At 62.2% G+C, this 13,560-nt stretch carries 14 protein-coding genes; all 14 read right to left on the bottom strand.

What is annotated here, in order from left to right; all coding sequences use genetic code 11:
* Positions 1-22 precede the first annotated feature (22 nt).
* Complete coding sequence (pdxJ, locus tag BUE39_RS27225; protein ID WP_073431803.1) at positions 23-787, bottom strand: pyridoxine 5'-phosphate synthase; 765 nt, start codon at positions 785-787, stop codon at positions 23-25.
* Positions 784-1,695 carry a DNA repair protein RecO gene (gene recO / locus BUE39_RS27220; protein ID WP_073431802.1) on the bottom strand — a complete coding sequence of 304 codons (912 nt, stop codon included), beginning with the start codon at positions 1,693-1,695 and terminating at the stop codon, positions 784-786. Before recO ends, pdxJ begins: the two co-directional genes overlap by 4 nt.
* Positions 1,682-2,581 carry a GTPase Era gene (era, locus tag BUE39_RS27215; RefSeq protein WP_073431801.1) on the bottom strand — a complete coding sequence of 300 codons (900 nt, stop codon included), beginning with the start codon at positions 2,579-2,581 and terminating at the stop codon, positions 1,682-1,684. Before era ends, recO begins: the two co-directional genes overlap by 14 nt.
* A gap of 54 nt (positions 2,582-2,635) precedes the next feature.
* A complete protein-coding gene (gene rnc, locus BUE39_RS27210; protein WP_073431800.1) occupies positions 2,636-3,907 on the bottom strand; it encodes a ribonuclease III in 1,272 nt (423 codons plus the stop codon).
* Between the two features lie 173 nt (positions 3,908-4,080).
* Positions 4,081-4,974 (bottom strand): signal peptidase I, encoded by an 894-nt coding sequence (gene lepB, locus BUE39_RS27205; protein ID WP_073431799.1) that lies wholly within the window; start codon positions 4,972-4,974, stop codon positions 4,081-4,083.
* An 18-nt stretch (positions 4,975-4,992) separates the two neighbouring features.
* Positions 4,993-6,786, bottom strand: coding sequence for a translation elongation factor 4 (gene lepA, locus BUE39_RS27200; protein WP_073431798.1), 1,794 nt, complete (start codon positions 6,784-6,786; stop codon positions 4,993-4,995).
* Positions 6,787-7,015: 229 nt separating this feature from the next.
* A complete protein-coding gene (locus BUE39_RS27195) occupies positions 7,016-7,258 on the bottom strand; it encodes a glutaredoxin family protein (protein WP_073431797.1) in 243 nt (80 codons plus the stop codon).
* A 2-nt stretch (positions 7,259-7,260) separates the two neighbouring features.
* Entirely contained in the window at positions 7,261-8,787 is a 1,527-nt protein-coding gene (locus BUE39_RS27190; RefSeq protein ID WP_073431796.1) for a DegQ family serine endoprotease, read from the bottom strand.
* A gap of 34 nt (positions 8,788-8,821) precedes the next feature.
* Entirely contained in the window at positions 8,822-9,865 is a 1,044-nt protein-coding gene (locus BUE39_RS27185; protein WP_073431817.1) for a MucB/RseB C-terminal domain-containing protein, read from the bottom strand.
* A 4-nt stretch (positions 9,866-9,869) separates the two neighbouring features.
* Positions 9,870-10,496 carry a sigma-E factor negative regulatory protein gene (locus tag BUE39_RS27180; protein WP_073431816.1) on the bottom strand — a complete coding sequence of 209 codons (627 nt, stop codon included), beginning with the start codon at positions 10,494-10,496 and terminating at the stop codon, positions 9,870-9,872.
* Positions 10,497-10,578: 82 nt separating this feature from the next.
* Positions 10,579-11,178 carry an RNA polymerase sigma factor RpoE gene (gene rpoE / locus BUE39_RS27175; RefSeq protein WP_073431795.1) on the bottom strand — a complete coding sequence of 200 codons (600 nt, stop codon included), beginning with the start codon at positions 11,176-11,178 and terminating at the stop codon, positions 10,579-10,581.
* A 100-nt stretch (positions 11,179-11,278) separates the two neighbouring features.
* A complete protein-coding gene (locus tag BUE39_RS27170; RefSeq protein ID WP_235004979.1) occupies positions 11,279-11,638 on the bottom strand; it encodes a hypothetical protein in 360 nt (119 codons plus the stop codon).
* Positions 11,639-11,782: 144 nt separating this feature from the next.
* Complete coding sequence (gene fabF / locus BUE39_RS27165; protein ID WP_073431793.1) at positions 11,783-13,021, bottom strand: beta-ketoacyl-ACP synthase II; 1,239 nt, start codon at positions 13,019-13,021, stop codon at positions 11,783-11,785.
* Between the two features lie 218 nt (positions 13,022-13,239).
* Positions 13,240-13,479, bottom strand: a complete 240-nt coding sequence (acpP, locus tag BUE39_RS27160) for an acyl carrier protein (RefSeq protein WP_004197638.1) — start codon at positions 13,477-13,479, stop codon at positions 13,240-13,242.
* Positions 13,480-13,560 lie beyond the last annotated feature (81 nt).

The following is a 13,560-nucleotide window of genomic DNA, read 5'->3' as shown; positions in this document are numbered from 1 at the left end:
TGCGACGCCGCCTCGGGCCGCATCAGGCGCGAGCGCCGAGACGCGCTGCGACCATGATCGCCTTCATCTCGCGCACCGCGTTGTCCCAGCCGGCGAAGATCGCGTGCGCGACGATCGCATGGCCGATATTCAACTCGACGATGCCCTCGATCGCGGCGATCTGCTGGACGTTCGTGTAATGCAGACCGTGGCCCGCATTCACCTTGATGCCGAGCGTCGCGCCGAACTCGACCGCGCGAACCACGCGCTCGTATTCGCGCTGCTGCTCGGCGGGATCGTGCGCTTCCGCGTAACGGCCGGTGTGCAGTTCGATCACCGGCGCGCCGGCTTCATGCGCGGCGCGAATCTGGGTCTCATCCGGGTCGATGAAGAGCGACACGCGGGAGTTCGCGTCGGCGAGTTGCCTGCATGCGGCGCGCACGGCTTCGAACTGGCCGGCGACATCGAGGCCGCCTTCGGTCGTCAGCTCCTGACGTTTTTCCGGCACGAGGCAAACGTCGTGCGGCTGCACTTCACAGGCAATGTCGAGCATCTCCTGCGTGACCGCGCATTCCAGGTTCATGCGCGTTTTCAGGAGCGGCCGCAGCTTGTGGACGTCGGCGTCGACGATATGGCGGCGATCTTCGCGCAAGTGCAGCGTGATCGCGTCGGCGCCGGCCTCTTCGGCGAGCAACGCGGCGCGGATCGGGTCGGGGTAAGTCGTGCCGCGCGCGTTGCGCAGCGTGGCGACGTGATCGATGTTCACGCCCAGGTCGATCACGGTCGGCGACGTAAGAAAGAAGCTCATAGATTCTGCAAGTCGATCAGGATCTGGCGCGTCGCGAGCGGCGTGCCGCCTAGATAAGTGTTGAGCAGAAAGCGCATCAGCGTTTTGCTTTGCGCCACGGTCTGCGCTCGATGGTAATCGTCCTGTTCCATATCGAGCAAGGTTTGTCCCGCGACCACCGGCCATTGCGCGGGCAGATCGTCGGACGCCTCGCGCACGCCGCGCTCGGGGTCGAACACGTAGCGGCCCTCGGCCTGCACCGCCTTGCGCGCGACGGTGCGATCCAGCGCCATTGCATAGCCTGTTTCGCGCAGCAGCACGCGCTCGAACGAACGCAGCACCTGCACGGGCGGTTCGTCGTGCGCGAGACGCGTCATCGTGACGACGTAATGATGGAACAGTTGCGGATGCGGATCTTCGCGCGCGCAGAATTTAACCAGCAGTTCGTTCACGTAGAAGCCGCAGAGCAACGCGCCGCCGGTCAATGGCAACATTCCGCCGACCCATTCGGCGCCGGTCAACGTGCGCACTTCGGATTTGCCCGACCACGACAACGCGAGCGGCTGGAACGTTTGCAACACGCCGCGCAGTGCGGAGTGCGGACGCTTCGCGCCCTTGGCGACGAGCGCGAGACGGCCGTGATCGCGCGAGAGCACGTCGATGATCAGACTGGTCTCGCGATACGGGTAACTATGCAGGACAAAGGCGGGCTGTTCCGCGATCCGGTATTCGGATGCGGACGCAGCGCTTCTGGGCGCGCGGCGCGCCGGCGCTTTGCGCGGCTCGCCCTCGGCGCCCTGCGCGCTTCCGGCGCTCGGGGAGGATTTTTTGGCGGTTCGTCTGGACGGCTCGCGCGCCGGCGCGGCCGGCTGGGAGTCGTCCGGGTCAGCGTCGGAATTCAGCGTCATCGACGCGTCATTCGTACCCATACGCGCGGAGTCCTGCCTCGTTGTCGGCCCAACCGCTCTTTACCTTGATGAAGGTTTCCAGATACACCGGACCGTCGAAGAGCTTTTCCATGTCGAGACGTGCTTCGGTGCTGATCTGCTTCAGCTTGGCGCCCTTCTGGCCGATGATCATCGCCTTGTGCGTATCGCGCTCGACCATGATGGTCGCGAAAATGCGGCGCAGGCGCCCTTCGGTTTCGAACTTGTCGATCAGCACGGTGCTCGTGTACGGCAATTCGTCGCCGGTCCAGCGGAACACTTTTTCGCGCAGGATTTCAGCGGCGAGGAAACGCTCGCTGCGATCGGTCAGGTCGTCTTCGCCATAGATCGGCGCGCCTTCCGGCAGGAACGGCTTGACGGTCGCCATCAGACGCTTGATGTCGTCGGGATTTTTCGCCGACAGCGGCACGATTTCGTTGAACTCGCGCAGCGCGCTTACCTGCTGCATGAACGGGAACAGCGAATCCTTATCGGACACGCGGTCGAGCTTGTTCGCGATCAGCAGCGTGGGCACCGACGGCGGAATCAGGTCGAGCACCTTCTGGTCGTCCGGGCCGAAACGGCCGGCTTCGATCACGAACAGAATGGCATCGACCGAAGTCAGCGTGGACGTGACCGCGCGATTGAGCGAACGGTTCAGCGCGCCGCTGTGCTTGGTCTGGAAACCCGGCGTGTCGACGAAGATGTACTGCGCGTCTTCGAGCGTATGAATGCCGGTGATGCGGTGGCGCGTGGTCTGCGCCTTGCGCGACGTGATACTGACTTTCTGGCCGACCAGCGCGTTCATCAGCGTGGATTTGCCGACGTTCGGGCGGCCGACGATCGCGACCATGCCGCAGCGGAAACCAGTGGGAGTGGGAGCGTTCATATTCGGGCTACGGCAAGTTCAACTCGGCGCGCGGAATGGACGCGCCGATGGCAATCAATGGCCCGCATCGGCGACGCGGGTTTGCACCGCGTCGGCTACGCCGGGTTCGTGTTCGGTGGACGCCGGCATGCCGGGCGCGGGCACGGCTGCGCCGGCTGCGGGGTCGCGGCTGCGGTGTTTGTCGGCGTGTTTTTCGGTTTGTTTTTCGGCGCTGCGGACGCTGGCGGCTTCGACGGGTTTCGCGTCGGCTGACTTCGCCTCCGTCGGTTTCGTATCGGACTTCTCGGCTGGCTTGTCCGCTGCCGCCTGTTCAGTCGCCTTCTCAGACGACTTGTCGGCTCCGTGAGCCGACGCTTTATCCGCCTTCTCGGCGCGCTCGGACTTCTCTTGCCCGCTATATTCGACGTGCGCGGCGCGAATCACGGCCAGCGGCGCGGCAGCGGCTGTCGGCAACGGCCGTTCGGCGGACGGCTCCATTGCTGCCGCGGCTACCGCTCGGGCCTCGGTCCGCCCAGTGCCGCGTTCGCCCTTGCGATCCGGACTGCGCAGATCGAGCGCGGCCTGCACGCCGGTCACGCCGGGCACGATCTCAGGCTCGGCGTGCTTCGCCGCGCGGGCGCCCTTCGAGCGCTTCGGCTTGGCGACCACGGCGGGCGCCGCCGCCATCACCTCGTCGAGCGCCTTCTTGGCCGCAGCCTGCTCCGCCGCCCGGCGGCTCGCACCGGAACCCGACACTTTCACGTCCAGCTTCGGCACCGTGCATTCGACTTCGAATTGCTGATTGTGCGCTGCGCCATGAGTCGCAACCACCGTGTAAGTAGGCAGCGCGATCTTGTGGCCCTGCAGATACTCCTGCAGCAGCGTCTTGGAGTCCTTGCCCAGCGTGCGCGGATCGATGTGATCGAGGATCGGCACGTAAAGGCGCTTGATGACCGTTTGGGCGGCGTCGAAACCGCCGTCGAGAAATACCGCGCCCAGCACCGCCTCCAGCGTGTCGGCGAGGATGGAGGGCCGGCGAAAGCCGCCGCTGCGCAACTCGCCTTCACCGAGCCTCAAACCTTCCGAGATATTGAGGGCCTGAGCGATCTCGTAAAGCGACTGCTGTTTGACCAGATTGGCGCGGACGCGCGACAGATCGCCTTCGTCCAGTTTGCCGAAGCGTTGGAACAAAAGCGCAGCCACCGCGCAGTTCAGAACGGAATCGCCGAGAAACTCGAGCCGTTCGTTGTGCGTGGAACTATGACTGCGGTGCGTTAAAGCCTGGCGCAACAATTCCGCATTGCGAAATTCGTAGCGCAAACGGCTTTCCAACGGAGATAGGGGCATGGGCAGAGTATAACGCGGGTGCCTTACCCCGCGAAAAGGCGGGACGGCCAGCGGAAAAAGCGTGCTGAAGCGACGTTACCGCAGCTTCTTAAAGTGGTGTAACAACACGCCGCGACTTAATTGACCATGCGTTGGTCATCGCGCGACGTGTCGTGCAATCGGTGCACGCGAACTCAGTTGAACGAGCCGATGCGTTTCAGATTGCTGAAGTTCATCCAGATGAAAAACGCGCGGCCGACGATATTCTTATCCGGCGCAAAACCCCAGTAACGACTATCCGCGCTGTTGTCGCGGTTGTCGCCCATCATGAAGTAATTGCCCGGCGGCACTTTGCAGATCACGCCGCGTGCGTTGTACGTGCAGTTGTCGCGATACGGATAATCCTCGGCGCCGATGATGAACGGCGGCACGGCGGGATTATTCAGGATCGCGTTCTTGCGTCCTTCGATATTTTCCTCGAACTGCTTCGCGTAACCGAGGCGCTCTTCGTCGAGATAGTCCGGCAGCGGCGTTTCAGGAACCGGCTTGCCGTTGATCGTCAGTTTCTTGTCCTGATAGGCGACTGTGTCGCCCGGCACACCGATCACGCGCTTGATGTAGTCGACGGATTCGTCTTTCGGGTAGCGGAACACGACGACGTCGCCGCGTTGCAGCGGACGGCCTTCGGTGATCTTCGTATTGATGATCGGCAAGCGCAGGCCGTAATCGAATTTATTGACGAGGATAAAGTCGCCCACCAGCAGTGTCGGCACCATCGAACCCGACGGAATCTTGAATGGCTCGACCACGAAGGAGCGCACCACGAACACCACGAGAATCACCGGGAAGAAGCTCGCCGAATACTCGAGCCACCACGGTTGACGCAGCTTGTCGTCACGCAGACGGGCGCGCGTTTGCGCCGCATTTTCGTCGGCGAAACGCTCGCCGATGCGTGCCTGCTGACGGTCGAATTCGGCGACCGCGGCTTCCGCCGCGCGGCGCCGTTGCGGCATGAAAACCAGTTTGTCCGCCACCCATGCGATACCCGTCAAAACGACGAGCACAAAAAGAATCAGCGCAAAATTCATAGAGTTCCGTTGTTCGTCTTATTTGTCTTCGACACGCAGAATCGCGAGGAAAGCCTCTTGCGGAATCTCGACGGACCCGACCTGCTTCATTCGCTTCTTGCCTGCCTTTTGCTTTTCGAGCAATTTCTTCTTGCGTGAAATGTCACCGCCGTAGCATTTTGCCAGCACGTTCTTACGCAACGCTTTAATGTTTTCGCGCGCAATAATGTTCGAACCGATGGTGGCTTGAATCGCGACGTCGTACATCTGGCGCGGAATCAGTTCGCGCATTTTTGCCGCGACTTCGCGGCCGCGATACTGGCTTTGCGAACGGTGCACGATGACCGACAGCGCATCCACCTTGTCGCCGTTGATGAGCATGTCGACCTTCACGACGTCGGAGGCGCGATATTCCTTGAACTCGTAATCCATCGACGCATAACCGCGCGAAATCGACTTCAGACGATCGAAGAAGTCGAGCACGACTTCGCCCATCGGAATTTCATACGTGAGCTGCACCTGACGGCCGTGATACTGCATGTTGATCTGGTTGCCGCGCTTCTGCGTGCACAGCGTGATCACCGCGCCGACGTAGTCTTGCGGCATGTACAGATTCACGGTGACGATCGGCTCGCGCACCTCCTCGATCTTCGACGGCTCGGGCATCTTGGCCGGATTTTCGACCATGATGGTCGTGCCGTCGCGTTGCAGGACTTCGTACACCACGGTCGGAGCCGTGGTGATGAGGTCCATGTCGAACTCGCGCTCGAGACGTTCCTGCACGATCTCCATATGCAGCAGACCGAGGAACCCGCAACGGAAACCGAAACCGAGCGCCTGGGACACTTCCGGCTCGTACTGCAGCGACGCGTCGTTCAGCTTCAGCTTCTCGAGGGAGTCGCGCAGCGCGTCGTACTGGTTCGCCTCGACCGGATAGAGCCCCGCGAACACCTGCGGCTTCACTTCCTTGAAGCCCGGCAGCGGCTCGGCGGCTGGACGGTTCAGCAGCGTGACAGTGTCGCCCACCTTCGCCGCGGCCAGCTCCTTGATGCCGGCGATGATGAAGCCCACCTGCCCCGCCGATAACGATTCGAGATTCTTCGACTTCGGCGTGAACACGCCGATATGCTCGACCGGATACTGCGCGCCGGTCGCCATCATGCGAATCTTGTCTTTCGGACGCAGCGTGCCGTTGACGATACGCACCAGCATGACGACGCCGACGTAATTGTCGAACCAGGAGTCGATGATCAGCGCTTGCAGCGGCGCTTCAGGATTGCCCTTGGGCGGCGGCACTTTTGCGATCAGCGCTTCCAGCACGTCTTCGACGCCTTGGCCGGTTTTCGCGCTGCAATGCGTGGCATCCGTTGCGTCGATGCCGATCACGTCCTCGATTTCGGAGATCGCGTTTTCGGGGTTTGCCGCCGGCAAGTCGATCTTGTTGAGCACCGGAATCACGTCGACGCCGAGTTCGATCGCCGTGTAGCAGTTGGCGACGGTTTGCGCCTCCACGCCCTGGCTCGCGTCGACGACCAGCAGCGCGCCTTCGCAGGCGGACAGCGAGCGGCTGACTTCATACGAGAAGTCGACGTGGCCCGGCGTGTCGATCATGTTCAGGTTGTAAACCTGCCCGTCACGGGCGCGATACGTCAGTGCGGCGGTTTGTGCCTTGATGGTGATGCCGCGCTCGCGCTCGAGATCCATCGAGTCGAGCACCTGGGCTTCCATCTCGCGGTCGGACAAGCCGCCGCAGATCTGGATGATGCGATCCGCGAGCGTCGACTTGCCATGGTCGATGTGCGCAATGATCGAGAAGTTACGAATATGATCCATTCAGTACCGATCAAGCGAAAAAGGCGCGCTCGGACAATAGCGGAGCACGCCTTGTAAGTAGGTGAAAAACCTATCTATTTTAGCCGAAAAGGCTATCGCCCGGCGCATCTTGCGAGGCCGCGGCGGAAAGACGGCTCAGGAGAGACGTGGAACTTGGCGCGAACATTTTCATAAAGCGCGCGCTTGATCCTGTTGCGCGTGCTGCAACATCTTTTGAACTCAGCGCACCTCAACGCATTGCAAGCGCGGCGCGAACTCGTGCGATGTCGAGGTGATAGTGGCACAACTCGATGCCGTCGCAGACCAGGACGGGCACCAACTCGTTGTAACGCGCTTCCAGCGAGGGATCGGCGTCGACGTCGACAACTTCTAGCTGCGCGCCGAACTCGGCCAACAACGGCTCGAGCGCGGCGCGCATGTCTTCGCACAGGTGGCACCACGCGCGCCCGTAAAGCGTGAGCGGTGCCGCCATGCTTACTTGGTGCCGCTGCGCGGGCGAATCGGCACGAACTGCGTGGTCTCGCCGCGGCGAACCAGCAGCGCGACCATCTTCTGCGAATCGAGATGCGAGCTGATTTCGTCGAACTGCTTCGCGCTCGTGATGTCGGTATCGCCCACACGCAAGATGATGTCGCCCTTTTGCAGCCCGACGCGCGCGGCCGGTCCGTCCACCGCGTCGATCTGCACGCCGTTGCGCAGCTTGAGCGCCTTCAACTGATCCGCGGGGATGTCGCTGACGGCGACACCCAGCACGTTCGTGGCGCGTTGCTTCGGCGGCTGCGGCTTCTTCTGGTCCGCCTTCGCGCTCTTGTCAGGCTGCATCTCGGCGATCGTGACCGGCAGATCGCGCGTCTGGCCCTTGCGCCAGATCGTGATCGTCGACTTGGTACCCGGCTTGGTGTCGCCCACCATGCGCGGCAGATCCGTTGCGGTATCGACCGAATGACCGTTGAACTTCAGGATGATATCGCCCGGCTGCACGCCCGCCTTGTCCGCCGGACCGCCCGGTTCGACGCTGCTGACCAGCGCGCCCTGCGCCTTTGGCAGGCCGAGCGAATCGGCCACGTCCTTGGTGACCTCGCCGATCGCGACCGCGATCCGGCCGCGTACGACCTTGCCCGATGCCTTGAGTTGATCGGCCACGCGCATAGCCTCGTCGATCGGAATCGCGAACGAAATGCCCATGAAACCGCCGGTGCGGCTGTAGATCTGCGAGTTGATGCCGATCACCTCGCCCTGCATGTTGATCAGCGGCCCGCCCGAGTTCCCCGGATTGACAGCCACGTCGGTCTGGATGAATGGCAGGTAATCGCCCGTGTCGCGCCCCTTCGCACTGACGATGCCAGCCGTCACCGTGTTCTCAAGACCGAACGGCGAGCCGATCGCGACCACCCATTCGCCCACGCGAACCTTGTTCGAGTCGCCGATCGTAATGGTGGGCAAGTTGCCGGCGCTGATCTTCACGACGGCGACGTCGGTTCGATCGTCCACGCCCACCAGCTTGGCCTTGAATTCGCGCTTATCGGTAAGCGTGACGTAAATGGTGTCCGCGTCATCGACGACGTGCGCGTTCGTCATCACGTAACCGTCCGCCGACAGAATGAAGCCCGAGCCCACACCGCTGTTCTGTTCCGGATCGCTGCCGTCCGGTGAGTCCGGCGTGCCGCCGCTGCCGCCGTTGTCGCCGCCGCGCGGCGCTCCGGGCGTTTGAGGTGAGCCGGGGGATTGCGGTGATTGCGGCATCGGAATGCCGAAAAAGCGGCGGAAGAACTCCGACATGTCGCCGTCGTCCATGCCGGGCGGTAGACCGCCACGCAGACCGCTGCTCGATACGCGCGTGGTCGTGCGAATGTTGACGACCGCCGGGCCGACTTTGTCGACGAGGTCGGTGAAATCGGGCAGATTGGCTGCTGGAGCCGCAGACGCCGTATGCGGTACGAGCGGCAAACACGCCGCTACCACCGCGGCCGCGAGGAAATTGCGCACCGAGAAAGTCGTCATATCGTAGAAAGCCGAGGGATTCAGGATTCGGGGGTTACTTCGGAGCCTTGTATTCTATGGCAGACGCAAATTGCTGCAATGTGCTCTGGGGCACTTCACCGAGCAGGGTAATCCAGAAGTCGCCACGCCGCTTGACGAGCACATGCGTCGCGCCGCTGCTGCCCGCGCCCTCTTTGCGCGTATTGTTCTCGACCGGTTCAACGAACACGGAAATCGCCGCGAGGCCGTCGGAGAACACGGCCTGGTCCACGGGAATGGTCGGCTGGCCGGCTTCCCGCGCGGCCATCGGACGACGCAACTCGCGAATCTTGCGGAATCCGGGAACCGTCGGCGAGATCTGCCAGCCTTGCGCAGCCATATCAACCGGCTCAACTGGAGGACGCACCACCGTCCAGCCTGCCGTATTACGAATTCCGTTGACGATTGCGGCCTTGTCGACCGGCACGCCGATGCGAATCTGAGAAAACGACAACTGTTCGAGCACCTGGCCGTTTGGGTCGAGTGTCTGCGCCCGCAGCAGCAAGCCGGTCTTTTTGTCGGCCCACAGTTTGTAGGCAAAGCGATACGCATCTTTCGGATCGAGTTCGATCACCTGGCTGTCGATGCCGGCGACGCGGTCGTCGCCGAGCAGTTTCGGCTCGTAGACCGACAGCACCTGCTCGCCGCTTACCGCGAGCAGCGCCGGAAACGAGTCCTTGTTTTGGCGCTTTTCGACTACGCACAGACGCCGCTCCGGCACAAACGTGTAGAGCTCGTCGTTATGACGAAGCATCCTGCGCGGCTTGCCGTCGAGGCTTTCGAGTTGCTCGTATTCGCCGTCTGCGCGGGTCGCATAATGCGATATCCGCGATGTCTGAACGAAATTGCCGCGTTGATAAACGAACGCGCCCTCGTAGTTTTGCTGTTGCGCGGCCTGATGGATGCGATCGAGCATATCCGCGGCCGTGCGACGAACGGCGAGCGGATCGTCGGTTTGTGCAAAAACCCGCGGTGTAGCGGACAACAACACGGCTGCGCAGAATAAAAATGCCGGCAGCCGCCCCCAAATAGTCGTTTTATTCAACCGCGGAGTCTGCATCAAACTATTGGCCTTGCGTAGTGACCGCCGCGGCACGAATCAGCGGCATCGAGCCCGGCATGGCCGGTTGTTGCGCGAATTGCTGGTGCGCTTCCAGATACTGATCCAGACTGGCGTCGCGAATGATGTTGGCGTCTTGTGCGACGGCCTGAACGGCAGCCGCCGGCGCGGACGCCATCGCCACCCGCTGCAGCGCACCCTGCGACTGAACCGACGCGACCTGCGCCGCGCCCGGCCCGCCCGGTACACCTTGTAGTTGCGGCACGACGATCCAAGTGAGCGTCGCGGCGGCGGCAGCCACGGCAAAGGCCGGCACCACACGGCGACGCAGCGCCAATAAGCGGCGCGCGATCGGCATCGCCTCAGGCGCGAGCACATGCGGTTCGTTTTCGAAGCGCGCGGCGAAACCGCTCAGAAACGCGCGGCTCACCGCCGGGCTAACCGCCAGATCGTCGGAACGCAACGCGTCGCCGATCAGGTGATAGCTCGACCAGCCGGCACGATCCTCGCCGTCCAGCTCGGAAAGAAACTTGTTGAGATTCAGATGCTCTTCGCCGAATTCACCGTCGACAAAAGCGGACAGACGCTCGCCGCGCGAACTGGCTTGCGATTGCATCGAGACCGACCCCATGATGCTCCCCATCTTACAAATACCCCGTAGTGACACCACTAATCCAGAGATTGCACCCGCGCCCATTCGGCGAGCCGGTAACTTACCAGCGCTTGCCTTCAGGTGTGTCAAGCAACGGACGCAATTTTGCCGCAATGGCTTCGCGAGCGCGGAAAATTCGCGATCTGACGGTGCCAATCGGGCAACCCATCATCTCGGCGATTTCCTCGTAGCTCAAACCTTCAATTTCACGAAGAGTAATGGCGGTGCGCAGTTCTTCCGGTAAAACCGCCATCGCAGCATTGACCGTCTCTGCGATCTGCTTGCTCATCAACATCGACTCAGGCGTGTTGATATCCCTTAGTTGGTCGGCATCCGAGAAAGTTTCAGCTTCTTCAGCATCCGCTTCGGTCGAGGTCGGAGCGCGCCGGCCCTGGGTCGCAAGGTAGTTCTTTGCCGTGTTGACCGCAATCCGGTACAACCACGTGTAAAAGGCCGAGTCCCCGCGAAACTGCGGCAAGGCCCGGTATGCCTTGATGAAGGCGTCCTGGGCAACGTCTTCCACTTCGGCGGGGTCGCGCACGAGGCGCGAGATGAGCCGGAGGATCTTGCGGTGGTATTTGGAGACCAGAAGCTCGAACGCGGCCTTGTCGCCCTTCTGGACGCGCTCGACCAGCACCTGATCAATTTCTTTTTCGCTCACCTGATAAATCCGTTAACTATAGGGCGCATGGAGGGGCACCATTGTAGCGCCCCAGACATTGCGGCAAGTTACGCCGGTAACACGGTTACAGTCGTTACAGTCACGCGCCGGCGCCAAGCCGGCCCAGCACCGCCAGTTCCCGGAAGGCAGACGCGGGAATCGCATCGACGGGGACCATCAGCGTGCATGGCCGCCCATGATCCGGCGCGAGGGCCAGAACCAGCAAACGACCGGTCCGCTGCGAACAACCGGCAATGCGCCCTTGGGCGAGCAGATTTCCAGCGCCATCCCATGCGGACAAGCCGTCCGGCCCAAGTTTGAGCGTGATGGGCCGCGCAAGCTCATGTCTGGCCGCGCCCAGCACGAGCAGCGCGCATGCGGCGAGCGTCAACGGAACCGCCGACCACGCGCCCAGGCGCGCGGCGAGACATGTGTAGACGGCCAGTGTCGCGATCAGCACGAAAACCGCCGCCGCAGTGCGTAGCGTAACGGAGCGACGCAACGCGATCCGTTGCGACGCTCCGTCGGGCGTTGCCGATTCAAGGGGAGCCGCCGGCGGAGCCGGCGTCGCGGACTGGCGTGTCGTCACCAAACGATCGGGCGATCAGGCGCGCTTGAAGACCAGCGTGCCGTTCGTGCCGCCGAACCCGAACGAGTTCTTCAGCGCGACGTCGATCTTCATCTCGCGCGCGGTGTTGGCGCAGTAGTCGAGATCGCAGGCCGGGTCCTGGTTGAAGATGTTGATCGTCGGCGGAGACACCTGGTGATGCACGGCCAGCACGGTGAACACGGACTCGAGACCGCCGGCGCCGCCCAACAGGTGACCCGTCATCGACTTGGTAGAGTTCACGACCATGTCCTTGGCGTGATCGCCGAATGCGCGCTTGATGCCGGTAGTTTCGGCCAGGTCGCCGAGCGGCGTGGACGTGCCGTGCGCGTTCAGATAATTCACCTGATCCGAGTTGATGCCCGCGTTCTTCAGCGCGGCCAACATGCAGCGGCGTGCGCCGTCGCCATCTTCGAGCGGCGCGGTCATGTGGTAGGCGTCGCCGCTCATGCCATAACCGCTGATTTCGGCGTAGATCTTCGCGCCGCGCGCCTTGGCGTGCTCGTACTCCTCCAGCACCATGACGCCCGCGCCCTCGCCCAGCACGAAGCCGTCGCGGTCCTTGTCCCACGGACGGCTCGCCGTGGCCGGATCGTCATTGCGTTGCGACAGCGCGCGCGCCGCGGCAAAGCCGCCAATGCCGAGCGGCGACACGGTGGATTCCGCACCGCCGGCGATCATCACGTCGGCGTCGCCGTATTCGATCAGGCGCGAAGCCTCGCCGATACAGTGCAGGCCCGTGGTACACGCGGTGACGATCGCGAGATTCGGACCCTTGATGCCGAACTTGATCGACAGATGGCCCGAAATCATGTTGATGATCGACGCCGGCACGAAGAACGGCGAAATGCGGCGCGGGCCGCGATTGAGCAGTTCGGTTTGCGTCACTTCGATCATCGGCAGGCCGCCGATACCCGAACCCACCACCACGCCGATGCGCTCCGAATTCTCGTCGGTGACTTCGAGCCCGCTGTCCTGCATCGCCTGGATGCCTGCAGCCACGCCGTAGTGGATGAACGTATCCATGTGGCGCGCCTCTTTACCGGGGATGTAGTCCTCGATATTAAAGCCCTTCACCTCGCCGGCGAAACGAGTGGAAAAGTTCGACGCGTCGAACTTCGTGATATTGGCAATACCCGACTTGCCGGCGACCAGATTGGCCCAGCCGTCGGCAACATTATTGCCAACAGGCGAAATCAGCCCCAGGCCTGTAACAACAACACGACGGCGGCTCACGGTAACCCCTTTTTCATAGATGACAAAAGCAAAAGCCACAGCGACCACAGGAACCTGCCCTGTATGCCCTGTGGCTGTTAAGTCGGCAATCGCGCGAAAGTTGCGCTGTCAACATCGCTGGCTCCTGCACGGCAAAAAGCCCTAACCCCGCTGACGTCGGCAACCGACACGGCAGGGCGTCACACGCCGCCAACGCAGAAACGCAGGCGCGAATGACCTTAGGCCTTGACGTTCGCGCGAGCGTAGTCGATCGCTTGCTGAACGGTGGTGATCTTCTCGGCTTCTTCATCCGGAATTTCCATGCCGAATTCGTCTTCGAGGGCCATCACGAGTTCAACGGTGTCGAGCGAGTCGGCGCCGAGGTCGTTCACGAACGAAGCTTCGTTCTTGATTTCAGCTTCTGCAACGCCCAGTTGTTCTGCGACGATCTTCTTGACGCGCTGTTCGATATTGTCCATTACCCCTCCAAGGGAAAAGAAGTTCAAAAATACAGGTGCGCGCATTTTATCAGGTTTGACCCGGCAAAAAAGCGGCGCATC

The sequence above is a fragment of the Paraburkholderia terricola genome, assembly GCF_900142195.1.
GTDB lineage: Bacteria > Pseudomonadota > Gammaproteobacteria > Burkholderiales > Burkholderiaceae > Paraburkholderia > Paraburkholderia terricola.
Note: the sequence above shows the minus strand (reverse complement) of the source record. Positions and strands in the feature narration are given on the sequence as shown.

Excerpts from the sequence above, each read along its gene's own strand:
- pdxJ (WP_073431803.1), bottom strand. The coding sequence starts at position 787 with ATGAGCTTCTTTCTTACGTCGCCGACCGTGATCGACCTGGGCGTGAAC.
- recO (WP_073431802.1), bottom strand. The coding sequence starts at position 1,695 with ATGGGTACGAATGACGCGTCGATGACGCTGAATTCCGACGCTGACCCG.
- era (WP_073431801.1), bottom strand. The coding sequence starts at position 2,581 with ATGAACGCTCCCACTCCCACTGGTTTCCGCTGCGGCATGGTCGCGATC.
- rnc (WP_073431800.1), bottom strand. The coding sequence starts at position 3,907 with ATGCCCCTATCTCCGTTGGAAAGCCGTTTGCGCTACGAATTTCGCAAT.
- lepB (WP_073431799.1), bottom strand. The coding sequence starts at position 4,974 with ATGAATTTTGCGCTGATTCTTTTTGTGCTCGTCGTTTTGACGGGTATC.
- lepA (WP_073431798.1), bottom strand. The coding sequence starts at position 6,786 with ATGGATCATATTCGTAACTTCTCGATCATTGCGCACATCGACCATGGC.
- BUE39_RS27195 (WP_073431797.1), bottom strand. The coding sequence starts at position 7,258 with ATGGCGGCACCGCTCACGCTTTACGGGCGCGCGTGGTGCCACCTGTGC.
- BUE39_RS27190 (WP_073431796.1), bottom strand. The coding sequence starts at position 8,787 with ATGACGACTTTCTCGGTGCGCAATTTCCTCGCGGCCGCGGTGGTAGCG.
- BUE39_RS27185 (WP_073431817.1), bottom strand. The coding sequence starts at position 9,865 with ATGCAGACTCCGCGGTTGAATAAAACGACTATTTGGGGGCGGCTGCCG.
- BUE39_RS27180 (WP_073431816.1), bottom strand. The coding sequence starts at position 10,496 with ATGGGGTCGGTCTCGATGCAATCGCAAGCCAGTTCGCGCGGCGAGCGT.
- acpP (WP_004197638.1), bottom strand. The coding sequence starts at position 13,479 with ATGGACAATATCGAACAGCGCGTCAAGAAGATCGTCGCAGAACAACTG.